Origin of the sequence: Streptomyces sp. NPDC006512 (assembly GCF_040611935.1) — a bacterium.
GTDB lineage: Bacteria > Actinomycetota > Actinomycetes > Streptomycetales > Streptomycetaceae > Streptomyces.
The window spans coordinates 37,392-64,294 of record NZ_JBEXPG010000051.1 but is presented as its reverse complement, the minus strand read 5'-3'; the positions used below and the strand labels follow the sequence as shown (position 1 = coordinate 64,294).

The 26,903-nt window shown below is 71.3% G+C and carries 24 protein-coding genes; 17 read left to right on the top strand and 7 right to left on the bottom strand.

Annotation, left to right across the window (positions count from 1 at the left end; all coding sequences use genetic code 11):
• Positions 1-88: 88 nt before the first annotated feature.
• Positions 89-595: a GNAT family N-acetyltransferase gene (locus ABZZ17_RS29580; RefSeq protein ID WP_356880407.1), complete on the bottom strand. Its 507-nt coding sequence runs from the start codon at positions 593-595 to the stop codon at positions 89-91.
• Between the two features lie 206 nt (positions 596-801).
• Between ABZZ17_RS29580 and thrS the strand changes: the two genes are divergently transcribed.
• On the top strand, positions 802-2,778 hold the full coding sequence (thrS, locus tag ABZZ17_RS29575; RefSeq protein WP_356880405.1) for a threonine--tRNA ligase: 1,977 nt from the start codon (positions 802-804) through the stop codon (positions 2,776-2,778).
• A gap of 80 nt (positions 2,779-2,858) precedes the next feature.
• Positions 2,859-3,419, top strand: coding sequence for an HIT domain-containing protein (locus ABZZ17_RS29570; RefSeq protein WP_356880403.1), 561 nt, complete (start codon positions 2,859-2,861; stop codon positions 3,417-3,419).
• A gap of 32 nt (positions 3,420-3,451) precedes the next feature.
• On the opposite strand, the gene ABZZ17_RS29565 is transcribed toward ABZZ17_RS29570, so the two are convergent.
• From ABZZ17_RS29565 to ABZZ17_RS29555, 3 genes are all read right to left on the bottom strand, one after another.
• Entirely contained in the window at positions 3,452-3,853 is a 402-nt protein-coding gene (locus ABZZ17_RS29565) for a DUF1992 domain-containing protein (protein WP_356880401.1), read from the bottom strand.
• 51 nt (positions 3,854-3,904) lie between these two features.
• Positions 3,905-5,584, bottom strand: a complete 1,680-nt coding sequence (locus tag ABZZ17_RS29560) for a hypothetical protein (RefSeq protein WP_356880399.1) — start codon at positions 5,582-5,584, stop codon at positions 3,905-3,907.
• Between the two features lie 221 nt (positions 5,585-5,805).
• Positions 5,806-8,010, bottom strand: a complete 2,205-nt coding sequence (locus ABZZ17_RS29555; RefSeq protein WP_356880397.1) for an elongation factor G-like protein EF-G2 — start codon at positions 8,008-8,010, stop codon at positions 5,806-5,808.
• Positions 8,011-8,252: 242 nt separating this feature from the next.
• On the opposite strand from ABZZ17_RS29555, the gene pgsA reads away from it, so the two are divergent.
• Genes pgsA through ABZZ17_RS29540 form a run of 3 tightly spaced genes read left to right on the top strand, consistent with a single transcriptional unit; the run spans position 8,253 to position 11,004 of the window.
• On the top strand, positions 8,253-8,936 hold the full coding sequence (gene pgsA / locus ABZZ17_RS29550) for a phosphatidylinositol phosphate synthase (protein WP_356880395.1): 684 nt from the start codon (positions 8,253-8,255) through the stop codon (positions 8,934-8,936).
• A complete protein-coding gene (locus ABZZ17_RS29545; RefSeq protein ID WP_356880393.1) occupies positions 8,936-9,838 on the top strand; it encodes a phosphatidylinositol mannoside acyltransferase in 903 nt (300 codons plus the stop codon). Before pgsA ends, ABZZ17_RS29545 begins: the two co-directional genes overlap by 1 nt.
• On the top strand, positions 9,838-11,004 hold the full coding sequence (locus ABZZ17_RS29540; protein WP_356880391.1) for a glycosyltransferase family 4 protein: 1,167 nt from the start codon (positions 9,838-9,840) through the stop codon (positions 11,002-11,004). Before ABZZ17_RS29545 ends, ABZZ17_RS29540 begins: the two co-directional genes overlap by 1 nt.
• A gap of 24 nt (positions 11,005-11,028) precedes the next feature.
• Here ABZZ17_RS29540 and ABZZ17_RS29535 read toward each other — a convergent pair whose 3' ends face one another.
• Positions 11,029-11,619 (bottom strand): hypothetical protein, encoded by a 591-nt coding sequence (locus ABZZ17_RS29535; RefSeq protein WP_356880389.1) that lies wholly within the window; start codon positions 11,617-11,619, stop codon positions 11,029-11,031.
• Between the two features lie 111 nt (positions 11,620-11,730).
• Between ABZZ17_RS29535 and ABZZ17_RS29530 the strand changes: the two genes are divergently transcribed.
• From ABZZ17_RS29530 to ABZZ17_RS29475, 12 genes are all read left to right on the top strand, one after another.
• Positions 11,731-12,273, top strand: a complete 543-nt coding sequence (locus ABZZ17_RS29530; protein WP_356880387.1) for a hypothetical protein — start codon at positions 11,731-11,733, stop codon at positions 12,271-12,273.
• Between the two features lie 138 nt (positions 12,274-12,411).
• A complete protein-coding gene (pdxS, locus tag ABZZ17_RS29525) occupies positions 12,412-13,329 on the top strand; it encodes a pyridoxal 5'-phosphate synthase lyase subunit PdxS (protein ID WP_030706266.1) in 918 nt (305 codons plus the stop codon).
• A 7-nt stretch (positions 13,330-13,336) separates the two neighbouring features.
• Entirely contained in the window at positions 13,337-13,930 is a 594-nt protein-coding gene (gene pdxT / locus ABZZ17_RS29520; RefSeq protein WP_356880385.1) for a pyridoxal 5'-phosphate synthase glutaminase subunit PdxT, read from the top strand.
• 57 nt (positions 13,931-13,987) lie between these two features.
• Positions 13,988-14,740: a YebC/PmpR family DNA-binding transcriptional regulator gene (locus tag ABZZ17_RS29515; protein ID WP_356880383.1), complete on the top strand. Its 753-nt coding sequence runs from the start codon at positions 13,988-13,990 to the stop codon at positions 14,738-14,740.
• A 125-nt stretch (positions 14,741-14,865) separates the two neighbouring features.
• Positions 14,866-15,396, top strand: coding sequence for a crossover junction endodeoxyribonuclease RuvC (gene ruvC / locus ABZZ17_RS29510; RefSeq protein WP_356880381.1), 531 nt, complete (start codon positions 14,866-14,868; stop codon positions 15,394-15,396).
• A complete protein-coding gene (ruvA, locus tag ABZZ17_RS29505; protein ID WP_356880379.1) occupies positions 15,393-16,025 on the top strand; it encodes a Holliday junction branch migration protein RuvA in 633 nt (210 codons plus the stop codon). Before ruvC ends, ruvA begins: the two co-directional genes overlap by 4 nt.
• A gap of 53 nt (positions 16,026-16,078) precedes the next feature.
• Positions 16,079-17,152, top strand: a complete 1,074-nt coding sequence (ruvB, locus tag ABZZ17_RS29500) for a Holliday junction branch migration DNA helicase RuvB (RefSeq protein ID WP_356880377.1) — start codon at positions 16,079-16,081, stop codon at positions 17,150-17,152.
• Positions 17,153-17,316: 164 nt separating this feature from the next.
• Complete coding sequence (gene yajC, locus ABZZ17_RS29495; RefSeq protein WP_356880375.1) at positions 17,317-17,787, top strand: preprotein translocase subunit YajC; 471 nt, start codon at positions 17,317-17,319, stop codon at positions 17,785-17,787.
• A 152-nt stretch (positions 17,788-17,939) separates the two neighbouring features.
• Positions 17,940-19,763, top strand: coding sequence for a protein translocase subunit SecD (secD, locus tag ABZZ17_RS29490; protein WP_356880373.1), 1,824 nt, complete (start codon positions 17,940-17,942; stop codon positions 19,761-19,763).
• Between the two features lies 1 nt (position 19,764).
• Complete coding sequence (gene secF / locus ABZZ17_RS29485; protein ID WP_356880371.1) at positions 19,765-20,835, top strand: protein translocase subunit SecF; 1,071 nt, start codon at positions 19,765-19,767, stop codon at positions 20,833-20,835.
• Positions 20,832-21,386, top strand: coding sequence for an adenine phosphoribosyltransferase (locus tag ABZZ17_RS29480; RefSeq protein ID WP_356880369.1), 555 nt, complete (start codon positions 20,832-20,834; stop codon positions 21,384-21,386). The genes secF and ABZZ17_RS29480 overlap by 4 nt, the downstream gene beginning before the upstream one ends.
• A gap of 190 nt (positions 21,387-21,576) precedes the next feature.
• A complete protein-coding gene (locus ABZZ17_RS29475; RefSeq protein WP_356880367.1) occupies positions 21,577-24,015 on the top strand; it encodes a bifunctional (p)ppGpp synthetase/guanosine-3',5'-bis(diphosphate) 3'-pyrophosphohydrolase in 2,439 nt (812 codons plus the stop codon).
• Positions 24,016-24,136: 121 nt separating this feature from the next.
• Here the strand turns inward: ABZZ17_RS29475 and ABZZ17_RS29470 are convergent, their stop codons facing one another.
• Together ABZZ17_RS29470 and ABZZ17_RS29465 are read right to left on the bottom strand one after the other, a co-directional pair.
• A complete protein-coding gene (locus ABZZ17_RS29470) occupies positions 24,137-25,387 on the bottom strand; it encodes a hypothetical protein (RefSeq protein WP_356880365.1) in 1,251 nt (416 codons plus the stop codon).
• Between the two features lie 193 nt (positions 25,388-25,580).
• Positions 25,581-26,810 carry a DUF349 domain-containing protein gene (locus tag ABZZ17_RS29465; protein ID WP_356880363.1) on the bottom strand — a complete coding sequence of 410 codons (1,230 nt, stop codon included), beginning with the start codon at positions 26,808-26,810 and terminating at the stop codon, positions 25,581-25,583.
• Positions 26,811-26,903 lie beyond the last annotated feature (93 nt).

Genomic DNA, 26,903 nt, shown 5'->3' with positions numbered 1-26,903 from the left:
CCGCGTACTGGACGTACTTGGCTTTCGCCCGGTGCGGCGAGAGCGCGTGCCAGGCGTCGCGGGGCAGACGGGAGTTTGACGACAGGCCCTAGGACGCTTCCTCCCGCCCCGTGGGCGCGGGGCGGGTGAAGTGCGCCATGCGCAGCCCCGGGACCGGGGAGAAGTCCTCGCCCCGGACGAAGCCGAGGCCCTCGTACAGGGCCACGGCCGGGGCGTTCGCCGCGCCCGTGCTCACCTCGACGGCGCGCTCCGGGAAGGACTCCGCGAGGAGGTGGCGCATCAGCAGGGAGGCGACGCCCCGGCGGAACCACGCCGGGTCCACGCACAGCCGGTCGACGCCGATGCCGCCGCCGTCCTCCTCGGCCCAGGCGAGGAAGCCCGCGATCTCACCGCCGCCGGACACGGCCCCGAGCCAGCGGAGCGGACGGTCCCGCATCTCCTGGAGGTCCTCGCGCAGCGCGGGGATGCCGTCGAAGCCGATCAGGGCCGCTTCCACCGCGTAGGAGGCGCGGCCGATCCGGTGCACCGCCGCGGCGGTGGCCTCGTCGGCCAGGTCCAGCGGACGGACGAGCGGACGGACGGGCGGGCTCGGCATGCGGGATTCCTTCGGGGGAGGGCCGGATAAGGCCGCCGGTACGGAAGGGGCGGGGGCCCACGCTACCCATGCGGGCGGCGGGCCCGGGCGGGCCGGGGCCCGGGGATGCGCCCCGCCCGGTAACCGTTTCGCGGCGCGGCCCCTCGGCTCGGTACGATTCACGAGCGCAGTGATCGCTCGCGCACCCCCTGAGTCAGGAGAGACCGGTGTCAGACGTCCGTGTGATCATCCAACGCGATTCCGAGCGGGACGAGCGCGTGGTGGCCACGGGCACTACGGCGGCCGAGCTCTTCGCCGGCGAGCGCACCATCGTCGCCGCGCGCATCGCGGGTGAGCTGAAGGACCTCGCGTACGAGGTGAAGGACGGCGAGACCGTCGAACCGGTGGAGATCTCCTCCGAGGACGGCCTGAACATCCTGCGCCACTCGACCGCGCACGTCATGGCGCAGGCCGTGCAGGAGCTCTTCCCCGAGGCCAAGCTGGGCATCGGCCCGCCGGTCCGGGACGGCTTCTACTACGACTTCGACGTCGCCAAGCCCTTCACCCCCGAAGACCTCAAGGTCATCGAGAAGAAGATGCAGGAGATCCAGAAGCGCGGGCAGAAGTTCGCCCGCCGCGTGGTCTCCGACGAGGCGGCCCGCGAGGAGCTCGCCGACGAGCCGTACAAGCTGGAGCTCATCGGCATCAAGGGCTCCGCGTCGACCGACGACGGCGCGAACGTCGAGGTGGGCGCCGGCGAGCTGACCATCTACGACAACCTGGACGCCAAGACCGGCGAGCTGTGCTGGAAGGACCTCTGCCGGGGCCCCCACCTGCCGACCACCCGCAACATCCCGGCGTTCAAGCTGATGCGCAACGCGGCCGCCTACTGGCGCGGCAGCGAGAAGAACCCGATGCTCCAGCGCATCTACGGCACCGCCTGGCCCTCGAAGGAGGAGCTGAAGGCCCACCTCGACTTCCTCGCCGAGGCCGAGAAGCGCGACCACCGCAAGCTCGGCAACGAGCTCGACCTCTTCTCCATCCCGGACGAGATCGGCTCCGGCCTCGCCGTCTTCCACCCGCGCGGCGGCATCATCCGCCGGGTCATGGAGGACTACTCGCGCCGACGGCACGAGGAGGAGGGCTACGAGTTCGTCTACTCCCCGCACGCCACCAAGGGCGCCCTCTTCGAGAAGAGCGGCCACCTGGACTGGTACGCGGAGGGCATGTACCCCCCCATGCAGCTCGACGGTGGTACCGACTACTACCTCAAGCCCATGAACTGCCCGATGCACAACCTGATCTTCGACGCGCGCGGCCGCTCCTACCGCGAACTGCCGCTGCGCCTCTTCGAGTTCGGCACCGTGTACCGGTACGAGAAGTCGGGCGTCGTGCACGGCCTGACCCGCGCCCGGGGCTTCACCCAGGACGACGCGCACATCTACTGCACCCGTGAGCAGATGGCGGAGGAGCTCGACCGCACGCTCACCTTCGTGCTGAACCTGCTGCGCGACTACGGCCTGACCGACTTCTACCTGGAGCTGTCCACCAAGGACCCGGAGAAGTTCGTCGGCTCGGACGAGGTGTGGGAGGAGGCCACCGCCGTCCTCCAGCAGGTCGCCGAGAAGCAGGGCCTCCCGCTGACCCCCGACCCGGGCGGCGCGGCCTTCTACGGCCCGAAGATCTCGGTGCAGGCGCGGGACGCCATCGGCCGTACCTGGCAGATGTCGACCGTCCAGCTCGACTTCAACCTGCCGGAGCGCTTCGACCTGGAGTACACCGGCCCGGACGGCTCGCGCCAGCGGCCGGTCATGATCCACCGTGCGCTGTTCGGCTCGATCGAGCGGTTCTTCGCGGTGCTGCTGGAGCACTACGCGGGCGCCATGCCGCCGTGGCTCGCCCCGGTCCAGGCCGTCGGCATCCCGATCGGCGACGGGCACGTCGAGTACCTCCAGGAGTTCGCCGCCGCGGCGAAGAAGCAGGGTCTGCGGGTCGAGGTGGACGCCTCCTCCGACCGCATGCAGAAGAAGATCCGCAACCACCAGAAGCTCAAGGTCCCGTTCATGATCATCGTCGGTGACGAGGACATGGCCGCGGGCACCGTCTCCTTCCGCTACCGCGACGGTTCGCAGGAGAACGGCATCGCCAAGGACGAGGCGCTGGCCAAGCTGGCCAAGGTCGTCGCCGACCGCGTCCAGGTCTGATCCCGGGCCGCACGGCACGGCGGGCCCCCGGAAAGTGATCACTTTCCGGGGGCCTTCCTCGTACGCGCGGGCGAGGTCATATGCTGCATCCCATGACGATTGAGCCGGAGCAGCAGATCGGTGTGGGCACGCAGGACGCGTTCCAGCGTCTGTGGACGCCCCACCGGATGGCCTACATCCAGGGGGAGAACAAGCCGACCGGCCCGGAGGCCGGGGACGGCTGTCCCTTCTGCGGGATTCCGGAGATGTCCGACCAGGACGGGCTGGTCGTCGCGCGGGGCAAGCACGTCTACGCCGTGCTGAACCTCTACCCGTACAACGGCGGCCACCTCATGGTCGTCCCGTACCGTCACGTCGCCGACTACACGGAGCTCGACGGGCCCGAGACCGCCGAGCTCGCGGACCTGACGAAGCGGGCCATGGCCGCGCTGCGCAAGGCTTCCGGTGCGCACGGGTTCAACATCGGCATGAACCAGGGCGCGGCCGCCGGGGCCGGCATCGCCGCGCACCTGCACCAGCACATCGTGCCCCGCTGGGGCGGGGACACGAACTTCATGCCGGTCGTCGGGCACACCAAGGTGCTGCCGCAACTCCTCGCGGACACCCGCCAGATGCTCGCGGACGCCTGGCCGGTCGACTAGACAGGACCGGGCCGGTCGGCTGGGCCGGTCGGCTAGGCAGGACGGGCGGCCCGCCAGTCGGCCAGTACGGCCTCGACGTCGTACTCGGTGAGGTTCAGGGGCGGGCCCGGCGGGGGCATGCGCAGGGCCGCGGCGATCTTCTCGTTGATCTCCGTGAGGACCGCCCGCACCTGACGCTCGGAGCGGGCCGCCAGCGCCGTCTCCAGGGCGTCCTCGGCCTCCTTGCGCAGCGCGAGCGCCGGGGGCAGGGCGGCGAACCCCTCGCGGTGCATCTTGCCCTTGATCCACCACAGCTCGTCGTACGGCGCGTCGAGCGAGGCCAGCGGCTTGCCCCAGCCCGGGAGCTTCTCGAAGTCCCCGCGGGCGGCGGCCTCCTGGATCTGCCGGTCCACGAACGACTCGAAGCTGACGCCGGGCGGTTTGCGCTCGGTCACGGTCCCTCCTCCGGGCCGCCCCGCCCACCGGCGGGGGTTCCTCCAGCGTACCTACGCGTCGTAGACGTCGGCCTTGCGCGGGGACGGCTCCTGGATGAGGCCGCTCATGATCGAGGAGCGGTTCGTGAAGCGGTCGGTGTCGACGCCGTTCTCCTCCAGCACCTTGAAGGTCGCCGCGTGCACGGACCGCAGGACCGGCGCCACCGTGCGCAGGGCGTCGTCCGCCATGAAGCGGTGGCGCCACATGGAGCCCGCCCAGACGTGCCGCAGGCCGAACGGCTCGGGCAGGACCAGCTTGCCGCCGAAGTACTCCAGCAGCGGCGGGTACCAGGTCAGGGGGGCGCGCACGGCCAGGCGTACGACCTCGGACGCGTCGACGAGCGGGAGCGGGCGCTCGACGGTCTCCCAGAAGCGCACCGACTTCGGGACCTCCACCACCGGGGCCTTGGACTTGGTGGTGAACAGGCCGTGGACCGGGCCGAGGGCGTGCGCGGTGACGTCGACGCGCAGGGTCTTGTAGAGCACGGTCACGGTGACCAGCATCGTGATGACGAGCTGGCCGTCCCAGAGCGGGTACTGGATGCCCAGGTAGTGCCGGTTGCCGGCGCTGAACTGCTGCTCGTTGCAGATCCGGGTGATCTCGTGCGGCTTGACCAGGAAGGTGTCGACGGACTCGCCGGTCGGCCGGGCGACCTCGCCCGCGCCCTCCCCGACGGGGGTGACGATCCAGTGCTGGATGGAGGCGGCCGGGAAGCCGCCGGTGTGCAGCGGGCCGCGCTCCAGCTTGCGGAGCTGGGTGTCGATCGCGCGTATGACGTCCCAGCTGCGGAAGGGGTGGATCTCGTGGCCCTCGGTCGCCGGGGTCAGCTCCTCGGCCATCTGCCAGCTGCCCCAGCGGGTGCCCATGCCGAGGATGCCCTTGGGGCCGGCGTAGAAGACCGAGTTGCTGCGGTCCTCGGCGGTCAGCTTCGCCAGCTGGTGGCGCAGGTCCTCACGGGCCTTCTCGTCGGGGTTGCCCGGCACCGCGTCGGGGATCTTGGCGGCGACGCCGCCCCCGCCGAGCAGGCCGTCCCAGCGGGAGCGCAGGTCGGCGGCGGTCCGCTCGCAGATCCGGCGCGCCAGGTACCAGCCGAGGACGGGGGCGACGAGGGAGCCGAGCAGGTAAAGCTCCAGGAAGCCGCTGTCCGGCTGCCGGTAGACGATCCGGTACACGAGGACCGCGGCGAAGGCGGCGACACCGACGAGCAGGACGGTCCCCAGCCAGGAGCTCCCCCGGCCCTCCTTCTTGGCCAGCATCTTGCGGAGCTGGAACAGGCCCAGCCACAGCAGCAGCCCGGGCAGGAAGAGCACCCCGCAGACCAGCATGATCATGCGCAGCCGGCGGTCGCGTTCCCTGCGGATGTGCGAGGCGGCCAGACAGTGCTCGACGACGGTCTGCGGGTCGGCGCCGAACGACTGGATGAGGGGCTTGCGGCCGGCGCCGAGGGTGCGGGCCTCGACGGCCCGGCAGAAGGCCTCGCCGAGGCTGGGTTCGAAGAGGGAGATCTTCGGGTCCTTCACCGAGGCCGGGTGCAGCTCGCTGTTGGCCCCGAGTATGGAGGACAGCTTGGTGTCCTTGCCGCCGTCGCGGTACGCGGCGGAGGCGAGCGCGTTGGTCGCCGCGGTCTGGCCGCCGCCCCCCTGCAGAGGAATCTGTGCTCCGGGCCTGAAGTCGAATCCGTCGTCCGCCACCGCTGCCCCCATCGCCGTGCCACTGTGCTCTTTGCCGTGCCGTACCGCGCGCCGTACTTCGTGCCGTACTTCGTGCCGGGCCCGCGTGCCGTGCCGCGCGCCGCGCCCCGTGATGTGCTCATTGTCGCGCCGAAGAGCCTATCGGCGGACATCGCCCCATGGTCATGGGACAGGGAAATACCGCCCACCGCAAGCGGGTTGGGTGGGCGGCGGCCCTGGCGCTATGTCAGTTGGCTTCCCTTCTCGGCCTGTTCGCGCACCTTGTCCGCGATGTGGGCGGGCATCGGTTCGTGCCGGGCGTACGCCCGCGTGAAGCGGCCCGTACCGTGCGACACCGAGCGCAGTTCCACGGCGTACCGGTCGATCTCGATCTCCGGGATCTCGGCGCGCACCCGGGTCCGGCCGGAGCCGGCCTGTTCGGTGCCGACGACGCGGCCCCGGCGGCCCGCGAGGTCGCTCATGACCGGGCCGACGTACTCGTCCGGGACCAGGACGTCCAGTTCCGCGACGGGCTCCAGGAGGTGGATCGGGGTGCCGGCGGCGGCCTCGCGCAGGGCGAGGGCGCCCGCGGTCTGGAAGGCGGCGTCGGAGGAGTCCACGGAGTGGGCCTTGCCGTCGCGCAGGACGATCCGTACGTCGACCAGGGGATAGCCGGCCGCCAGTCCCCGGGCGGCCTGGGCGCGGACGCCCTTCTCCACGGACGGGATGAACTGGCGGGGGACGGATCCGCCGACGACCTTGTCGACGAACTCGATGCCGCTGCCGGGCGGCAGCGGTTCGACCTCGATCTCGCAGATCGCGAACTGGCCGTGGCCGCCGGACTGCTTGACGTGACGGCCGCGCCCGGCCGCCTTGGCCCCGAAGGTCTCGCGCAGGCTCACCTTGTGCGCGACGGGGTCGACCTGGACTCCGTACCGGCTCCGCAGCCGCTCCAGCGCGACGTCCTGGTGGGCTTCGCCGAGGCACCACAGCACGAGCTGGTGGGTGTGCGGGTTCTGCTCCAGCCGCATGGTCGGGTCCTCGGCGACGAGGCGGGCCAGCCCCTGGGAGAGCTTGTCCTCGTCGGCCTTGCTGTGGGCCTCGATGGCGAGGGGGAGCAGCGGCTCGGGCATCTGCCAGGGCTCCATCAGGAGCGGGGAGTCCTTGGCGGAGAGGGTGTCCCCGGTCTCGGCGCGGGTGAGCTTGGCCACGCAGGCGAGGTCGCCGGCGATGCACTGGCCGAGGGCGCGCTGCTGCTTGCCGAAGGGGGCGGTGAGGGTGCCGGTGCGTTCGTCGAGGTCGTGGTCCTCGTGGCCGCGGTCCGCGAGGCCGTGGCCGCTGACGTGCACGGTCTGCTCCGGGCGCAGGGTGCCGGAGAAGACGCGGACGAGGGAGACGCGGCCGACGTACGGGTCGGAGGAGGTCTTGACGACCTCGGCGAGCAGCGGTCCGGCGGGATCGCAGGTGGCGGCGGGGCGGGGGGAGCCGTCGGGGGAGGTGACGGTGAGCGGGGCGCGTTCCAGGGGGGTGGGGAAGCCGCCCGTGATCAGTTCGAGGAGTTCCACCGTCCCCAGGCCCTGGCGGGCGCCGTCGGGCGCGGGGGCGGCCATCAGGACGGGGTGGAAGGTGCCGCGGGCGACGGCCCGCTCCAGGTCGTCGACCAGGGTCTTCAGGTCGATGTCCTCGCCGCCGAGGTAGCGGTCCATGAGGCTCTCGTCCTCGCTCTCGGCGATGATCCCCTCGATGAGGCGGGAGCGGGCGGACTCGATGAGGGCGAGCTCCGCCGGGTCCGGGTCGCGGTCGGCGCGCTCGCCCGAGGAGTAGTCGTAGACGCGCCGGGAGAGCAGTCCCAGCAGGCCGGTGACCGGGGCGTGGCCGTCGGCGCCCGCGGGGCCGTGCAGGGGCAGGTAGAGCGGTATGACGGCGTCCGGGTCCTCGGCGCCGAAGATCTCCCCGCAGACGGTGGTCATCTGCGTGTAATCGGCGCGGGCTGCCTCCAAGTGGGTGACGACGATGGCGCGCGGCATGCCGACGGCCTCGCACTCGTCCCAGACCATGCGGGTGGCGCCGTCGATGCCGTCGGAGGCGGAGACGACGAAGAGGGCCGCGTCCGCGGCGCGCAGACCGGCCCTGAGCTCACCGACGAAATCGGCGTATCCGGGGGTGTCCAAGATGTTGATCTTGATTCCGGCCCATTCGACGGGGACCAGCGAGAGCTGGACGGACCGGTGGCGCCGCTGCTCGATCTCGTCGTAGTCGGAGACGGAGGTGCCGTCCTCGACCCGTCCGGCCCTGTTCACGGCCCCGGAGGTCAGGGCCAGGGCCTCGACGAGCGTGGTCTTGCCGGCGCCGCTGTGGCCGACCAGCACGACGTTCCGTACGGAAGCGGGGCGGTCGGCCGTCAGTGCCCTGCCGGCGGCCCCGGCTGTGTGTGATGTGGCTCCCATGGTGCTCGTGCCTCCCGGTGTCGCGGTGAGGAGGATGATCGGGGTCCTTCGAGCTTTGCACCGGCGTCACACTGCGTCCATACGTCGTACCCGCCACGGCCCCGGGCGTGAACCGGGTCCCGCGGGCGGATTGCCCGGAGCGAACCGGTGGGTGCGCGGCGATCGGGGCCCCGGGCGCTGGCTACGATGGGCCAGCCGGTGGCCGTGGTGGCCGTGCGGCCCAGCGACCCTCCGGGAAGGCCATGCTGAACAAGTACGCGCGTGCATTCTTCACGCGTGTTCTCACGCCGTTCGCCGCGTTTCTCCTCCGTCGGGGGGTGAGCCCGGACGCGGTCACCCTCATCGGCACCGCCGGAGTGGTGGCCGGAGCGCTGGTCTTCTTCCCCCGGGGCGAGTTCTTCTGGGGCACGATCACGATCACCCTCTTCGTGTTCTCCGACCTGGTGGACGGGAACATGGCCCGCCAGGCCGGCGTCTCCAGCCGGTGGGGCGCGTTCCTCGACTCGACCCTCGACCGGGTGGCGGACGCGGCGATCTTCGGCGGGCTCGCGCTCTGGTACGCGGGCTCCGGGAACGACAACATCCTCTGCGCGGTGGCGATCTTCTGCCTGGCCAGCGGCCAGGTGGTCTCGTACACCAAGGCCCGCGGCGAGTCGATCGGGCTGCCGGTCGCCGTGAACGGGCTCATCGAACGCGCCGAACGGCTGGTGATCTCCCTGGTCGCGGCCGGCCTGTCCGGCCTCCAGACCTTCGGGGTGCCCTCGTGGATCGGCGTCCTGCTGCCGGTCGCGCTGTGGGTTGTCGCCGTCGGCTCGCTCGTCACGCTGATCCAGCGCGTGGTCACCGTCCGCCGCGAGGCGGCCGAGGCCGACGCGGCCGCGGCCGGCCCGGCGTCGCCGTCCTCCTCCGAGAGCGGTGGCGCCTGATGGGCACGACGCGGGACAAGCTGGTCGACGGGCTCTACGGGCTGGGCTGGGCGGGGGTGAAGAAGCTCCCCGAGCCGGCCGCGGTGGCCCTCGGCCGCAAGATCGCCGACGTGGTCTGGAAGCGCCGGGGCAAGAGCGTGCTGCGCCTGGAGTCCAATCTGGCCCGCGTGGTCCCGGACGCGTCGCCCGAGCGGCTGCGGGAGCTCTCGCAGGCCGGCATGCGCTCGTACATGCGGTACTGGATGGAGTCCTTCCGGCTGCCCGCCATGGACCCCTCCCGCTTCGGCACGGACGTCGAGTTCCAGGACGAGCACCTGCTGCGCGAGGCCCTCGCCACCGGGCGCGGGGTCGTCGTGGCCCTGCCGCACCTGGCCAACTGGGACCTCGCCGGAGCCTGGGCCATCGGCCACATCGGCGTTCCCTTCACCACCGTCGCCGAGCGGCTCAAGCCCGAGACCCTCTACGACCGCTTCGTGGCCTACCGCGAGAGCCTGGGCATGGAGGTCCTGCCGCACAACGGCGGAGCCGCCTTCGGCACCCTCGCCCGCCGGCTGCGCTCCGGCGGGCTGGTCTGCCTCGTCGCGGACCGGGACCTGTCGGCCTCCGGGGTCGAGGTCGACTTCTTCGGGGCCACCGCCCGCATGCCCGCCGGGCCCGCCCTGCTGGCCCAGCAGACCGGCGCGGTGCTGCTCCCGGCGACCCTGCACTACGGGGACACGCCGAAGATGTACGGCCGGATCCACCCCGAGGTGACGGTGCCGGAGACCGGGACGCGGATCGAGAAGACCGCCGTGATGACCCAGGCCGTGGCGGACGCCTTCGCGTGGGGCATCGCGGAGCACCCGCAGGACTGGCACATGCTGCAGCGGCTGTGGCTGGACGACCTGGAGGAGCGCCCGTAGTGAAGATCGGCATCGTGTGCCCGTACTCGTGGGACGTCCCGGGCGGCGTCCAGTTCCACATCCGTGACCTGGCGGAACACCTGATCCGCCGCGGCCACGAGGTGTCGGTACTGGCCCCGGCCGACGACGAGACCCCCCTGCCGCCCTACGTGGTCTCGGCGGGACGGGCGGTGCCGGTGCCCTACAACGGGTCGGTCGCCCGGCTGAACTTCGGCTTCCTGTCGGCGGCGCGCGTACGGCGCTGGCTGCACGACGGGGTCTTCGACGTGATCCACATCCACGAACCCGCCTCCCCCTCGCTCGGACTGCTGTCCTGCTGGGCGGCCCAGGGGCCGATCGTGGCCACCTTCCACACCTCCAACCCGCGGTCGCGGGCGATGATCGCCGCGTACCCGATCCTCCAGCCGGCCCTGGAGAAGATCAGCGCCCGCATCGCGGTCAGCGAGTACGCCCGGCGCACCCTGGTGGAGCACCTGGGCGGCGACGCGGTGGTCATCCCGAACGGGGTCGACGTCGACTTCTTCGCCGAGGCCGAGCCCAAGGCGGAGTGGGGCGGTCAGACCCTGGGCTTCATCGGGCGCATCGACGAGCCCCGCAAGGGACTGCCCGTGCTCATGGCGGCCTTCCCGAAGATCGTCGAGGACTGCCCCGACGTGCGCCTGCTCGTCGCGGGCCGCGGCGACGAAGAGGAGGCCGTGGCCTCCCTGCCCGCGGAACTGCGCTCGCGCGTGGAGTTCCTCGGCATGGTCTCCGACGAGGACAAGGCCCGCCTGCTGCGCAGCGTGGACGTCTACGTCGCCCCCAACACCGGCGGCGAGAGCTTCGGGATCATCCTGGTCGAAGCCCTGTCCGCGGGCGCGGCCGTCCTGGCCTCCGACCTCGACGCCTTCGCCCAGGTCCTGGACCAGGGCGCGGCCGGCGAGCTCTTCGCGAACGAGGACGCCGCCTCCCTGGCCGCCGCGGCGACCGCCCTGCTGCGCGACCCGGCCCGGCGCGCGGAACTCAGCGCCCGCGGCTCCGCCCACGTACGCCGCTTCGACTGGTCGACGGTCGGCGCGGACATCCTCGCCGTGTACGAGACGGTCACCGACGGCGCGGCCGCGGTGGCCGCCGACGAGCGGGTTCCGCTGCGCACCCGCCTCGGCTTCTCGCGCGACTCCTCCTGAACCGGTTCCCAGGCCGGCCGGCCGTCAGCCCGGGCTGACCACGCGGTCCGGGCGGCCGTCGGGGGCGACGGCCACCTCGTGGACCCCGCCGTCGGCGGTGGTCATCCGGATCAGGCCGGGGCCGGTCCAGCGCACGTCGCGCAGTTCGTGCTCCCCGGTGTCGCCGTTGAAGTACCCGACGGACCAACGGCGTTCGAACGGCCAGTCGCCCTGGTGGACGTAGACGTACCAGAGCGGGTCGATCATGGCCGAACCCTCCTCGACGACCAGGACCCGGTCGTCGCGTCCGGGCGCCGCGCTGCGCCGCGTCTCCTCACCGCCGCCACCGAGCATCAGCAACGGCGGGGTGGCGCACAGGAACAGCGCCGCCGCGACGCCGAGGACGAGCAGGAGGCCCGCGCGGAGCCGGCCCTTCGCGCGCAGCCCGAGCCGGACGGCTCCGGCGAGCGCGCCCAGCGCCAGCCAGCCGAGCAGCAGCCCGTGGTTCTCGCCGGCCCCCATCGTCAGGGCCGGACCGCCGTCGATCCCGCTCGTCGCCTTGACGGCGACGCAGGCGGCGCAGACCAGCAGCAGCACGCCGGCCAGCGGCTCCCGCGCCCGTGGGCCGATCCTCATCCCGTTCCCTCCCCAGTGGACACCGGCTGCGCAGCCTAGTGCCGTGGTGACTCGGCCCCGGCCGGGCAGGGGTGAGCGGGGGGTGCGGCCGGAAGGGTAGTGTCGCGGCCCGTGATCGAAAACCTTGTCTGGATCGCCGTGGCGCTGGGCGCCGTCGGGGTCTACCTCAGCTGGACCGCCGGGCGGCTGGACCGGCTGCACACGCGGATGGACGCCGCCCGCGCCGCCCTCGACGCGCAGCTCGTGCGACGGGCCTCGGTGGTCGTGGAGGTGGCGACGTCCGGGGCCCTGGACCCGGCCTCCTCCCTCGTCCTGTACGAGGCCGCGCACGCCGCCCGGCAGGCCGAGGAGGAACACCGCGAGGTCGCCGAGAGCGAGCTCAGCCAGGCGCTGCGCGCGGTGTTCGCCGACGCCGACCAGGTCGAGGTGCTGAAGGCGGCCCCGGGCGGAGAGGCGGCCGCCGAGGAGCTGGCGGCGGCAGTGCGCCGGGTGCCGATGGCGCGGCGGTTCCTCAACGACGCCGTACGGGCCGCCCGCGCGCTGCGGCGGCACCGCAAGGTCCGGTGGTTCCGGCTGGCCGGACACGCGCCGTTCCCGCTCGCCTTCGAAATGGACGACGAGCCTCCGGCGGACCTCGCGGACCGGCCCGCGTAGAGCGGGCGACGGCACTTCCTAGAGCCGCGGGGGACAAATGAAGAAGCCACCGGCTCCACATTGGCCCTTGCAGTGGACTGGTCGGTGGGGTTTTCTCAGCCGAGTAGTACCCGTCTTCCTTTCGAGTGAGGTCAACCCGTGAGCACGCTTCCCACCTCCCCCCAGTCCGCTGAGTCGGCCATCGGCACCTCCCGCGTCAAGCGCGGCATGGCCGAGCAGCTCAAGGGCGGCGTGATCATGGATGTGGTCAACGCCGAGCAGGCGAAGATCGCCGAGGACGCCGGCGCCGTGGCCGTCATGGCCCTGGAGCGGGTCCCCGCGGACATCCGCAAGGACGGCGGCGTGGCCCGCATGTCCGACCCCAACATGATCGAAGAGATCATCGAGGCCGTCTCGATCCCGGTCATGGCCAAGTCCCGCATCGGCCACTTCGTCGAGGCCCAGGTGCTCCAGTCCCTCGGCGTCGACTACATCGACGAGTCCGAGGTCCTGACCCCGGCCGACGAGGTCAACCACTCCGACAAGTGGGCGTTCACCACCCCCTTCGTCTGTGGCGCCACCAACCTCGGCGAGGCCCTGCGCCGCATCGCCGAGGGCGCGGCCATGATCCGCTCGAAGGGCGAGGCCGGCACCGGCAACGTCGTCGAGGCCGTCCGTCACCTGCGCCAGATCAAGAACGAGATCGCCCGCCTGCGCGGCTACGACAACAACGAGCTGTTCGCCGCCGCCAAGGAGCTGCGCGCGCCGTACGAGCTCGTCAAGGAGGTCGCCGAGCTCGGCAAGCTCCCGGTCGTCCTGTTCTCCGCCGGTGGCGTCGCCACCCCGGCCGACGCCGCCCTGATGCGCCAGCTCGGCGCCGAGGGCGTCTTCGTCGGCTCCGGCATCTTCAAGTCCGGCGACCCGGCCAAGCGCGCCGCCGCCATCGTGAAGGCCACCACCTTCTACGACGACCCGAAGATCATCGCGGACGCCTCCCGCAACCTGGGCGAGGCCATGGTCGGCATCAACTGCGACACCCTCCCCGAGGCCGAGCGCTACGCCAACCGCGGCTGGTAGTCCCGACATGACGAACACCCCCGTGATCGGTGTCCTGGCACTCCAGGGCGACGTACGGGAGCACCTGATCGCCCTGGCTGCGGCGGACGCCGTGGCCAGGCCGGTCCGGCGTCCCGAGGAGCTCGCCGAGGTCGACGCCCTGGTGATCCCCGGCGGCGAGTCCACGACCATGTCGAAGCTCGCCGTGCTGTTCGGCATGCTGGAGCCGCTGCGCGAGCGCGTGCGCGCCGGCATGCCCGTGTACGGCACCTGCGCCGGCATGATCATGCTCGCCGACAAGCTGCTGGACGGCCGTGACGACCAGGAGACCCTCGGCGGCATCGACATGATCGTCCGCCGCAACGCCTTCGGCCGTCAGAACGAGTCCTTCGAGGCGAAGGTCGAGTTCGCCGGCATAGCGGGCGGCCCCGTCGAGGGCGTCTTCATCAGGGCCCCCTGGGTCGAGTCCGTCGGCGGCGCCGCCGAGGTGCTCGCCACGTACGACGGCCACACCGTGGCCGTCCGCCAGGGCAACGTCCTCGCCACCTCGTTCCACCCCGAACTGACCGGCGACGATCGCGTTCACGCGTACTTCGTCGACATGGTGCGCGCCGGGCTGTAACGGCGTCCCGGTAGGATCTGAGGCGAACATTGTTGGTGACGCGAAGGAGACAGGCAGATGTCCGGCCACTCTAAATGGGCTACGACGAAGCACAAGAAGGCCGTGGTTGACGCCAAGCGCGGCAAGCTCTTCGCGAAGCTGATCAAGAACATCGAGGTCGCGGCCCGTATGGGCGGTGCCGACATCGACGGCAACCCGACCCTCTTCGACGCCATCCAGAAGGCCAAGAAGAGCTCGGTCCCGAACAAGAACATCGACTCCGCGGTCAAGCGCGGCGGCGGCCTTGAGGCCGGCGGCGCCGACTACGAGACGATCATGTACGAGGGCTACGGCCCGAACGGCGTCGCGGTGCTCATCGAGTGCCTCACCGACAACCGCAACCGCGCCGCGTCCGACGTGCGCGTCGCCATGACCCGCAACGGCGGCTCGATGGCCGACCCGGGCTCGGTCTCGTACCTGTTCAACCGCAAGGGCGTCGTCCTGCTGCCCAAGGGCGAACTCTCCGAGGACGACGTCCTCGGTGCGGTGCTGGAGGCCGGCGCCGAAGAGGTCAACGACCTCGGCGAGAGCTTCGAGATCATCAGCGAGGCCACCGACATGGTCGCGGTCCGCACGGCCCTCCAGGACGCCGGGATCGACTACGACTCGGCCGACTCCAACTTCCTGCCGACCATGCAGGTCGAGCTGGACGAAGAGGGCGCGCGCAAGATCTTCAAGCTGATCGACGCGCTGGAGGACAGCGACGACGTGCAGAACGTCTTCGCCAACTTCGACGTCTCGGACGAGGTCATGGAGAAGGTCGACGCGTAGGCCGCCCCCGGCGGGGGCAGCCGCTTCGGACGGGCCGACGGGACACACCCCGTCGGCCCGTCGCTTTGTCAGTGGTGCCCTATAGCCTGCACGGACGCGGACAGGTGAGCGAGGGAGGGGGCGCGGTGCGAGTACTCGGCGTGGACCCGGGGCTGACCCGGTGCGGCGTCGGCGTGGTCGAGGGCGTCGCCGGCCGGCCCCTGACCATGCTCGGCGTCGGCGTCGTACGGACGCCCGCCGACGCCGAGCTCGGGCACCGGCTCGTCGCCATCGAGCGGGGCATCGAGGAATGGCTCGACGCGCACCGGCCCGAGGTCGTCGCCGTGGAGCGGGTCTTCAGCCAGCACAACGTCAGCACCGTGATGGGCACCGCCCAGGCCAGCGCCGTCGCCATGCTGTGCGCCGCCCGGCGCGGCATACCGGTCGCCCTGCACACACCGAGCGAGGTCAAGGCCGCCGTCACCGGCACCGGCCGGGCCGACAAAGCACAGGTCGGAGCCATGGTGACCCGCCTGCTCCGGCTGGCCGAACCGCCGAAACCGGCGGACGCCGCCGACGCCCTCGCCCTCGCCATCTGCCACATCTGGCGGGCCCCCGCCCAGAACCGCCTCCAGCAGGCGGTCGCCCTGCACGCCTCGAAAGGCCGTACCCGATGATCGCCTTCGTCAGCGGCCCCGTCGCCGCCCTCGCCCCCACCCTGGCCGTCATCGAGGTCGGGGGAGTGGGCATGGCCGTGCAGTGCACGCCGAACACCATCGCCGGCCTGCGCACCGGCGAGCAGGCCCGGCTGGCCACCTCCCTTGTCGTCCGGGAGGACTCGCTGACCCTGTACGGCTTCGCCGACGACGACGAGCGGCAGGTCTTCGAACTGCTCCAGACCGCCAGCGGCGTCGGCCCCCGGCTGGCGCAGGCGATGCTCGGCGTGCACAGCCCCGACGCGCTGCGCCTCGCCGTCTCCACGGGTGACGAGAAGGCCCTGACGGCCGTACCCGGCATCGGGAAGAAGGGCGCCCAGAAGCTCCTGCTGGAGCTCAAGGACAAGCTCGGCGCCCCCCTGGGGGCGAGCGGCCTGGTCGGCGCCCAGCGGGCCGTCGCCACCGGCCCCGCCCCGTGGACCGAGCAGCTCCAGGCCGCCCTGATCGGCCTCGGCTACGCCTCCCGCGAAGCCGACGAGGCGGTCTCCGCGGTGACCCCGCAGGCCGAGGCGGCCATCGCCGCGGGCGGCTCCGCGCCCGTCCCGCAGCTGCTCCGCGCCGCCCTCCAGACCCTCAACCGCGCCCGCTGACCGCCGCCCCGCACGACCGACACCCGCGCACCCCGAGAAGGCAGACCGACACCGTGAACTGGGACGACGAGACCACCGCCGAGGACGAGGCACGCATCGTCGCCGCCGCCGCGGACGGGGAGGACACCGCCGTCGAGGCGGCCCTGCGCCCCAAGGACCTCGGTGAGTTCGTCGGCCAGGAGAAGGTCCGCCAGCAGCTGGACCTCGTCCTCAAGGCGGCCCGCCAGCGCGGAGCCACCGCCGACCACGTCCTGCTCTCCGGTGCGCCCGGGCTCGGCAAGACCACCCTCTCCATGATCATCGCCGCCGAGATGGGCGCGCCGATCCGGATCACCTCCGGCCCGGCCATCCAGCACGCCGGCGACCTCGCCGCGATCCTCTCCTCCCTCCAGGAGGGCGAGGTCCTCTTCCTGGACGAGATCCACCGCATGTCCCGGCCCGCCGAGGAGATGCTGTACATGGCCATGGAGGACTTCCGCGTCGACGTCATCGTCGGCAAGGGGCCCGGAGCCACCGCCATCCCCCTCGAACTGCCGCCCTTCACCCTCGTCGGGGCCACCACCCGCGCCGGACTGCTGCCCCCGCCCCTGCGGGACCGCTTCGGCTTCACGGGCCACATGGAGTTCTACGCCCCCGAAGAGCTGGAACGAGTCATTCACCGCTCCGCCCGCCTCCTCGACGTGGAGATCGACACTGCCGGAGCCGCCGAGATCGCCGGGCGTTCCCGGGGCACCCCCCGCATCGCCAACCGGCTCCTGCGCCGCGTCCGGGACTACGCCCAGGTCAGGGCCGACGGGGTGATCAACCGCGAGGTGGCCGGTACCGCCCTCAAGGTCTACGAGGTGGACGAGCGCGGCCTCGACCGGCTGGACCGGGCCGTGCTGGAGGCCCTGCTCAAGCTCTTCGGCGGCGGACCGGTCGGGCTGTCCACCCTCGCGGTGGCCGTCGGCGAGGAGCGGGAGACCGTCGAGGAGGTGGCCGAGCCGTTCCTGGTCAGGGAGGGCCTGCTGGCCCGCACCCCGCGCGGGCGGGTCGCGACCCCCGCCGCATGGGCCCACCTGGGGCTCGTCCCGCCGCAGCACGGCGCGAGTGGATCAAGCGGACAACAAGGCTTGTTCGGGGCCTGACGGCGCGGAGGTTCGACCGGTCAGGAACTGCGGTGCCATGCTGGGCGTTGTTCCATCGGTGCGGACTCGCCTAGACTCCGCCGATGCCGACCCTTCGGGTCGGCGTGCCCACCCCCGTAGAAAAAGGCCGTCTCCCGTGCGGTCGTGCGAAGGATCTCCGTCCCGTGAATCTCGTGACACTCCTCCCGTTCATCGTGCTCATCGGGGCGATGTTCCTGATGACCCGCTCCGCCAAGAAGAAGCAGCAGGCGGCCGCGCAGATGCGCAACGACATGACGCCCGGCACCGGCGTCCGCACCATCGGCGGCATGTACGCCACGGTGAAGGAGATCGGTGAGGACACGGTGACCCTCGAAGTGGCCCCCGGCGTCCACGCGATCTACGCGAAGAACGCCATCGGTGCCGTCCTCGAGGACGAGGAGTACAACCGCATCGTCCACGGCGTCCTCGACGCTCCTGCCGACGACACGCCGGTCGTCCCGGACGACGCCTCCTCGCTCACCGACACCCCGAAGACGGACCGGCCGAAGACCGATCTGTCGAAGGACGCCGACGAGAACCCGAAGCTCGACCTGGGCAAGGGCGACGAGCCCAAGGGCGACGAGCCCAAGGACGGCGAGGCCGGCGCGAAGTAGCGCCGGCCGGGGGACCGCGGTGGCGCCTGACCGGCGGCCGCCGCGGATCCCGCCAGTGAACTTCTGCGGGGGGCAGGGGTCCCCACCACACATTTCGTGGCCGTCCGCGCGCTGACCCGGCGCGGGACGGTTGGACAGGGAGAAACGACAAGGTGGCAGCACCGAAGAAGGGCCGGCGGCCCACGGGGGCTCAGGGGAGGCCGGGGCGCGCCCTGGCCATCATCCTGATCGCGATGGTGGCGCTCACCGCGGGGATGTTCCTCACGAAGCAGACGACCCCCCGCCTGGGCATCGACCTCGCGGGCGGTACGAGCATCACGCTCAAGGCCAAGAGCGAGCCCGGCAAGCCGGACGCGGTCAACGAGACCAACATGAACACGGCGGTCGGCATCATCGACCGCCGCGTCAACGGTCTCGGCGTCTCGGAGGCCGAGGTCCAGGTCCAGGGCCGCGACCACATCATCGTGAACATCCCCAAGGGGACGAACGAGCAGCAGGCGCGCGAGCAGGTCGGTACCACCGCCCAGCTCTACTTCCGCCCCGTGCTCGCCTTCGCCGACGGGGCCCCGATCGCCCCCGAGACGACCCCGAGCGGGTCCCCGAGCCCCTCCGCGAGCGGTTCCGCCCCGCCGAAGGCCGAAGGCAACGGCAAGCCGTCCGCCCCGGCCACCCCGTCGTCCAGCGCCACTTCCCAGGGCCGTGCGCTCAGCGAGGCCCTCAAGGCCCCCAGCGCCCCCTCTCCCACCCCCTCCACGGGTGAGTCGAAGAAGGCAGACGACAACAAGGCCCCCTCCGGTTCGCCGAGCCCGGGCACGAGCGCGGCCCCCGGCGCCACCCCGACCCCTTCGGGCGAGGACGCCGCCGTCGCCGACCTGCAGGCGAAGTTCGCCGCGCTGGACTGCACCAACGACGAGCAGCGCGCCGCCGCCGGCAAGGGCGCCAAGCCCGAGGAGCCGATGCTCGCCTGCGGCAAGCGCGGCGACGCCTGGGGCAAGTGGGTCCTCGGTCCGGCCCAGGTCAACGGCCAGGACGTGAAGGACGCCAAGGGCGTCATCGACCAGCAGCGCGGCGGCTGGATCGTCCAGATGCAGTTCACCGACAAGGGCGCCGACAAGTTCGCCAAGATCACCGGCGAGCTGGCCACCAAGCAGTCCCCGCAGAACCAGTTCGCGATCGTCCTCGACGGCGAGGTCATCTCCGACCCCTCCGTCAGCCAGGCACTGACCGGCGGCAACGCCGAGATCTCCGGCGGCTTCACCCAGGAGAGCGCCCAGGACCTGGGCAACATGCTGTCCTACGGCGCCCTGCCGCTCTCCTTCAGCGAGGACAGCGTCACCACCGTCACCGCCGCGCTCGGCGGGGAGCAGCTGAAGGCCGGCCTCATCGCCGGCGGCATCGGCCTGGTCCTCGTCGTGATCTACCTGCTGGTGTACTACCGCGGTCTGGCCTTCATCGCGATCGTCAGCCTCCTGGTCTCCGCGATCCTGACCTACACGATCATGTCGCTGCTCGGAAAGGGCATCGGCTTCGCGCTGAACCTGCCCGCCGTCTGCGGCGCGATCGTGGCGATCGGTATCACGGCGGACTCGTTCATCGTGTACTTCGAACGCATCCGGGACGAGATCCGCGAGGGCCGCACCCTGCGTCCGGCCGTCGAGCGCGCCTGGCCGCGTGCCCGGCGCACCATCCTGGTCTCCGACTTCGTGTCGTTCCTGGCGGCCGCGGTGCTCTTCATCGTCACCGTCGGCAAGGTGCAGGGCTTCGCCTTCACACTGGGTCTGACCACCCTGCTCGACGTGGTCGTGGTGTTCCTCTTCACCAAGCCGATCATGACGCTGCTGGCCCGTACGAAGTTCTTCTCCAGCGGGCACCCGTGGTCCGGGCTCGACCCGCAGCGACTGGGCGCCAAGCCCCCGCTGCGCGGCTCGCGCCGCACCGTCGCGCCCGCCGCCCCCGTCGACGTAAAGGAGGCGTGAGATGTCGAAGCTGGGAGATCTCGGCGCCAGGCTGTACCGCGGCGAGGTCGGGTACGACTTCGTCGGCAAGCGATTCCTCTGGTACGGCGTTTCCATCCTGATCACCATCACGGCGATCGTGGCCCTGGCCGTTCAGGGCCTCAACATGGGCATCGAGTTCAAGGGCGGTGCCGTCTTCACCACCCCGAAGACGTCCGCCTCGGTGGCCAAGGTGACCGAGGTCGCCGAGAACGCCTCCGGTCACGACGCGATCGTCCAGGAGCTCGGCACGGGCGGCCTGCGCATCCAGATCTCCGGTCTGGACACCGGCTCCGCCGCCACCGCCGACGTGAAGAAGCAGCTGGCGACCGAGCTCAAGGTCACCGAAGCCGACATCAACGCGGACCTGGTCGGCCCCAGCTGGGGCTCCCAGATCGCGAACAAGGCCTGGACCGGCCTCGCCATCTTCATGGTCCTCGTGGTGATCTACCTCGCGATCGCCTTCGAGTGGCGCATGGCCGTCGCCGCCCTGATCGCCCTGATCCACGACCTCACCATCACCGTCGGCGTCTACGCGCTGGTCGGCTTCGAGGTCACCCCGGGTACGGTCATCGGTCTGCTGACGATCCTCGGTTACTCCCTCTACGACACCGTCGTCGTCTTCGACGGTCTCAAGGAGGGCTCGAAGGACCTCACGAAGCAGACCCGCTTCACCTTCAGCGAGATCGCCAACCGCAGCATCAACGGCACCCTGGTCCGCTCCATCAACACCACGGTCGTCGCGCTGCTCCCGGTCGCGGCCCTGCTGTTCATCGGCGGCGGCTTCCTCGGCGCCGGCATGCTGAACGACATCTCCCTGTCGCTGTTCGTCGGCCTCGCCGCCGGTGCGTACTCCTCGATCTTCATCGCGACCCCGCTGGTCGTCGACCTGAAGGAGCGCGAGCCGGCGATGAAGGCGCTCAAGAAGCGGGTGCTCGCCAAGCGGGCGGCCGCGGCGGCCAAGGGCGAGCCGGCCGAGGGCTACGAGGACTCCGAGTCCGACGACGCCCCCGAGGCCGTGGGCCCGGGCGGCCGCGGGAGGCGGCGCCGGTGACCGAGGCCTGTTCCCCCGAGGTCCGCGAGCTGCTGCTCAGCCGGATCAAGGACGTCCCGGACTACCCGAAGCCGGGCGTGATGTTCAAGGACATCACCCCGCTGCTCGCCGACCCGAAGGCCTTCGCGGCCCTGACGGACGCGCTGGCGGAGCTGGCCGTCCGGTACGGCGCGACGAAGATCGTCGGCCTGGAGGCGCGCGGGTTCATCCTCGCGGCCCCCGTCGCCGTGCAGGCGGGCATCGGCTTCGTGCCGGTCCGCAAGGCCGGGAAGCTGCCGGGCGCCACGCTCGCGCAGTCCTACGAGCTGGAATACGGCTCCGCGGAGATCGAGGTCCACGCGGAGGACCTCACCGCCGGTGACAAGGTCATGGTCATCGACGACGTCCTGGCCACCGGCGGCACCGCCGGCGCCTCGCTGGAGCTCATCCGGCGGGCCGGCGCGGAGGTCGCGGGCGTGGCGGTCCTGATGGAGCTGTCGTTCCTCCCGGGCCGCGCCAGGATCACCCCGTCGCTGGCGGGGGCTCCGCTGGACGCGCTGATCGTGGTCTGACCCACTGCGCTCACCGAAGCGGCGGGCACCGGGGAACACCCCGGTGCCCGCCGCTTCCGCATGGGGCGGGTACCGGCCGGACGGCCGGCGCGTCCCAGGGGGCGGGCGCGGGGGAACGGGCCGGCGCAACCCTCGCTACCATGGGTTATCCGGACCTGACCGGGGCCCCGGATCCGCATGAGGAGCGCTCTTGCCAGACGAGGTCCAGCCACTCTCCGCCGCGCAGCCCGACCCGCAGGCCGAGCCGGCCGCGGCGGCCGCCGCCACGCCCCCGCCGGCCCCGCCGGTCAAGCCCGCTCCGGCGAAGCCCGCTCCGGCGAAGCAGGCCGGGTCCTCCAACCGGGTGCGCGCCCGGCTCGCCCGCCTCGGGGTACAGCGTTCCAACCCGTACAACCCGGTGCTGGAACCCCTGCTCCGCATAGTCCGCAGCAACGACCCGAAGATCGAGACGTCGACGCTGCGCCAGATCGAGCAGGCCTACCAGGTCGCCGAACGCTGGCACCGGGGCCAGAAGCGCAAGAGCGGCGACCCGTACATCACCCACCCGCTCGCGGTGACGACCATCCTCGCCGAGCTCGGGATGGACCCCGCCACCCTCATGGCGGGCCTGCTGCACGACACCGTCGAGGACACCGAGTACGGCCTCGACCAGCTGCGCCGCGACTTCGGCGACGCCGTGGCCCTGCTCGTCGACGGCGTCACCAAGCTCGACCGGGTCAAGTTCGGCGAGGCCGCGCAGGCCGAGACCGTCCGCAAGATGGTCGTCGCCATGGCCAAGGACCCCAGGGTCCTGGTCATCAAGCTCGCGGACCGCCTGCACAACATGCGCACCATGCGCTACCTCAAGCGGGAGAAGCAGGAGAAGAAGGCCCGCGAGACCCTCGAGATCTACGCGCCGCTGGCCCACCGCCTCGGCATGAACACCATCAAGTGGGAGCTGGAGGACCTCGCCTTCGCGATCCTCTACCCCAAGATGTACGACGAGATCGTGCGCCTGGTCGCCGAACGCGCCCCCAAGCGCGACGAGTACCTGGCCGTCGTCACCGACGAGGTCCAGACGGACCTCAGGGCCGCCCGCATCAAGGCCACGGTCACCGGCCGCCCCAAGCACTACTACAGCGTCTACCAGAAGATGATCGTCCGCGGCCGTGACTTCGCGGAGATCTACGACCTGGTGGGCATCCGCGTCCTCGTGGACACCGTCCGGGACTGCTACGCGGCCCTCGGCACGGTGCACGCGCGCTGGAACCCGGTCCCCGGCCGGTTCAAGGACTACATCGCGATGCCCAAGTTCAACATGTACCAGTCGCTGCACACGACGGTCATCGGGCCCAGCGGCAAGCCGGTCGAACTGCAGATCCGCACCTTCGACATGCACCGCCGCGCCGAGTACGGCATCGCCGCGCACTGGAAGTACAAGCAGCAGACCGTCGCCGGCACCTCCAAGGTCCGCACCGACGTCCCGCAGGCGGCCAAGGGCAGCGCCGGCCACGACACCGTCAACGACATGGCCTGGCTGCGCCAGTTGCTGGACTGGCAGAAGGAGACCGAGGACCCGGGCGAGTTCCTCGACTCGCTGCGCTTCGACCTCTCCCGCAACGAGGTCTTCGTCTTCACGCCCAAGGGCGACGTCATCGCCCTGCCCGCCGGCGCGACCTCCGTGGACTTCGCGTACGCCGTCCACACGGAGGTCGGCCACCGCACGATAGGGGCGCGGGTCAACGGGCGGCTCGTCCCGCTCGAATCGACCCTCGACAACGGCGACCTCGTCGAGGTCTTCACCTCCAAGGCCGAGGGCGCGGGCCCGTCCCGCGACTGGCTCGGCTTCGTCAAGTCCCCCCGGGCCCGCAACAAGATCCGCGGCTGGTTCTCCAAGGAGCGCCGCGACGAGGCCATCGAGCACGGCAAGGACGCCATCGCGCGGGCCATGCGCAAGCAGAACCTGCCGATCCAGCGCATCCTGACCGGCGACTCCCTCGTGACCCTCGCGCACGAGATGCGCTACCCCGACATCTCCTCGCTCTACGCGGCGATCGGCGAGGGCCACGTGGCCGCGCAGGGCGTCGTGCAGAAGCTGGTGCAGGCCCTCGGCGGCGAGGAGGCGGCCAACGAGGACATCGAGGAGAGCATCCCGCCGGCCCGCGGCCGCAGCAAGCGACGGGGCAACGCCGACCCGGGCGTGGTGGTCAAGGGCGTCGACGACGTGTGGGTCAAGCTGGCCCGCTGCTGCACCCCGGTGCCGGGCGACCCGATCATCGGCTTCGTCACCCGCGGCAGTGGCGTATCGGTTCACCGCGCGGACTGCGTCAACGTCGACTCCCTCTCCCAGCAGCCCGAGCGGATGCTGGAGGTGGAGTGGGCGCCGACCCAGTCCTCCGTCTTCCTCGTCGCCATCCAGGTCGAGGCGCTGGACCGGTCCCGGCTGCTGTCGGACGTCACCCGGGTCCTGTCGGACCAGCACGTGAACATCCTCTCGGCCGCCGTGCAGACCTCGCGCGACCGGGTGGCCACCTCCCGGTTCACCTTCGAGATGGGCGACCCGAAGCACCTGGGGCACGTCCTGAAGGCCGTACGGGGCGTCGAGGGTGTCTACGACGTCTACCGCGTGACCTCGGCCCGCAGGCCGTAGCAGGCGGCAGCAGGCCGCAGCGGCGGGCCAACGGCCGCCGCGGGCACCGGACATGACGATGGGCGCCACCCCCGAGGGGGTGGCGCCCATCGTCATGAGGACAGGTGGCGTCCGGACCGGATCAGGGGCAGCCCCACCAGACGAAGTTGAGGTTGCCCCCGAAGAGCGCGGACACCACGGTGGCCGATCCGATGATCCACACCACCGTGCTCCTGCGGGCCCTCGCGAGCGCCAGCGCGAAGGGGAACAGCAGCGGGAAGGCGGGCATGATGAAGCGCATCTTCGAGAAGTAGAAGCCGGCGCCGCCCAGCGCCATCAGCATGATCATCGCAGCGAAGATCCACACGACCATCGGGGGCCGGCGCTTGCGGGTCATCAGCACGAACAGGACCACGGCCGTGACCACGGTCAGCGAGACGACCACGTGGTTGAGGGTGGTGTGGACCTCGGTGAAGGTCTTCTTCAGCTCCGTCAGCGTGTCGAAGCCGCCGTCGTAGACGGAACCCCACCGGCGCTGGAGCTCGAAGTAGCCGTCCCAGCGCCCGAAGTGCCAGCCCACGTAACCCACGTATCCGAACCAGCCCAGCGGGGCGATCAGCGAGGCCGCCACGATCCGGCCCACCGGCGGCCGCTTCGAGCGCCGCTTGCGCAGCCACTGCACGTACTCCCAGACGCCCGCCAGGACCACGGCCGCGACGATGGCCGAACCGGAGGGACGGGTGGCGCCGGCGGTGAAGGCCAGCACACCGGCCGTCAGCCAGGACTTCGTCATCACCGCGTACATCGCCCACACGGACAGGGCGAGGAACAGCGGCTCGGTGTACGCCATCGACTGGACCAGCGCGGCCGGCACGATCGCGAACAGGGCGCAGGTGAAGAGCGCGACGCGGCGGCCGTAGATCTTGTCGGTGACGGCGAAGATGCCCCACGCGGCGACGACCGAGGCGAGGAGCGCGAGCCCCATCGCCACCCAGTTCATGGGCAGTCCGCTGACGTACGACGTGTACCGGACCATCATCGGATAGACGGGGAAGAACGCCATCTGGCAGCTCGGCCCCGCGAACGCGCACGGAGAAGGGGTCGCCAGCGGCGTCGTCAGACCGTTCTCGGCGATGTGCAGGTAGTAGATGGCGTCCCAGCGGCCACCCAGGATCTCCAGCGGCTGCACACCCTTGCGCTCGGCCCAGACGGCCATGACGGCCAGTCCGGTGGCACGGAGCGCGATGTGGATCAGCAGCGCCTTGCGGGCACGCTGAAGGCTGGCGAGTACGCGCCGTCCGACACCTCGGAGTCCGGAGTCCTTCGTGCTCGTGAGCGGCTCGGCAACGAGTAGCGAGTCGGGGACATCAGCGCGTATCTGGGTATGCGTCACATTCGATCCTGGTCGTCGCCCGGCAGAAGGCCGCCACCTGCGGCACCGTACAACGGTACACAGGTGTCAGGTGCTACCAGTGCGCACCCTGTATTGAAACCACGTAACGAATCGGAAGAACGCACAACGGACGGGCACCACCGGACACGTCCGGTGATGCCCGTCACTTCCGTCGGGAACGGCGTCCGGCGGTTCAGCCGCCGAACTCCTCCAGGCCCTTGAGCGCCTGGTCCAGGAGCGCCTGCCGGCCCTCCAGTTCCCGGGCGAGCTTGTCGGCCTTCGCGTTGTTGCCCGCCGCGCGCGCGGCGTCGACCTGCTCACGCAGCTTGTCGACCGCCGCCTGCAGCTGCCCGGTCAGACCGGCGGCACGCGCCCGCGCCTCCGGGTTGGTACGCCGCCACTCGCCCTCCTCGGCCTCCTGGATCGCGCGTTCCACCGCGTGCATCCGGCCCTCGACCTTGGGACGGGCGTCACGCGGAACGTGACCGATGGCCTCCCAGCGCTCGTTGAGGGAGCGGAACGCGGCTCGGGCCGCCTTCAGGTCCGTCACCGGGACGAGCTTCTCCGCCTCGACGGCCAGCTCCTCCTTCAGCTTGAGGTTCTCGGTCTGCTCCGCGTCCCGCTCGGCGAAGACCTCGCCGCGCGCCGCGAAGAAGACGTCCTGCGCACCGCGGAAGCGGTTCCACAGGTCGTCCTCGGCCTCGCGCTGCGCCCGCCCGGCCGCCTTCCAGCTGTCCATCAGCTCGCGGTAGCGGGCCGCCGTCGGACCCCAGTCCGTCGACTTCGACAGCGACTCGGCCTCCGCGACCAGCTTCTCCTTGGCCTTGCGGGCGTCCTCGCGCTGGGCGTCCAGCGCGGCGAAGTGCGCCTTGCGGCGCTTGGAGAACGCGGAACGGGCGTGCGAGAAGCGGTGCCACAGCTCGTCGTCCGACTTGCGGTCCAGCCGGGGCAGGCCCTTCCAGATGTCCACCAGCGCGCGCAGCCGCTCGCCGGCGGACCGCCACTGGTCGCTCTGCGCCAGCTGCTCGGCCTCGGTGACCAGCGCGTCCTTGGCCGCGCGGGCCTCGTCCGCCTGCTTGGCCTTCTGGACCTTGCGCTCCTCGCGCCGCGAGTCGACGGTCGCCACCAGCTTGTCGAGCCGCACGCGCAGTGCCGCGAGGTCACCCACGGCGTGGTGCTCGTCCACCTGGGTCCGCAGGTGCTCGATGGCCGTCTGGGCGTCCTTGGCGGACAGATCGGTGGTCCGCACCCGCCGTTCGAGGAGGCCGATCTCGACCACCAGGCCCTCGTACTTGCGCTCGAAGTAGGCCAGGGCCTCCTCGGGGGTGCCCGCCTGCCACGAGCCGACGACCTGCTCGCCCTCGGAAGTACGCACGTACACGGTGCCGGTCTCGTCGACTCGGCCCCACGGGTCGCTGCTCACAGCGCCTCCTCCACCTGATGCCCTCGAAGGGGTTCGCCCCCCGGGCATCGTCCACAGTTTCCTGGGGCGGGCAGCGCCCGCCCTGCACAACGC

Coding starts and splice junctions, on each gene's coding strand:
- ABZZ17_RS29580 (WP_356880407.1), bottom strand. CDS start 595: ATGCCGAGCCCGCCCGTCCGTCCGCTCGTCCGTCCGCTGGACCTGGCC.
- ABZZ17_RS29570 (WP_356880403.1), top strand. CDS start 2,859: ATGCTGCATCCCATGACGATTGAGCCGGAGCAGCAGATCGGTGTGGGC.
- ABZZ17_RS29555 (WP_356880397.1), bottom strand. CDS start 8,010: ATGGGAGCCACATCACACACAGCCGGGGCCGCCGGCAGGGCACTGACG.
- pgsA (WP_356880395.1), top strand. CDS start 8,253: ATGCTGAACAAGTACGCGCGTGCATTCTTCACGCGTGTTCTCACGCCG.
- ABZZ17_RS29545 (WP_356880393.1), top strand. CDS start 8,936: ATGGGCACGACGCGGGACAAGCTGGTCGACGGGCTCTACGGGCTGGGC.
- ABZZ17_RS29535 (WP_356880389.1), bottom strand. CDS start 11,619: ATGAGGATCGGCCCACGGGCGCGGGAGCCGCTGGCCGGCGTGCTGCTG.
- pdxT (WP_356880385.1), top strand. CDS start 13,337: ATGACGAACACCCCCGTGATCGGTGTCCTGGCACTCCAGGGCGACGTA.
- ABZZ17_RS29515 (WP_356880383.1), top strand. CDS start 13,988: ATGTCCGGCCACTCTAAATGGGCTACGACGAAGCACAAGAAGGCCGTG.
- ruvA (WP_356880379.1), top strand. CDS start 15,393: ATGATCGCCTTCGTCAGCGGCCCCGTCGCCGCCCTCGCCCCCACCCTG.
- secF (WP_356880371.1), top strand. CDS start 19,765: ATGTCGAAGCTGGGAGATCTCGGCGCCAGGCTGTACCGCGGCGAGGTC.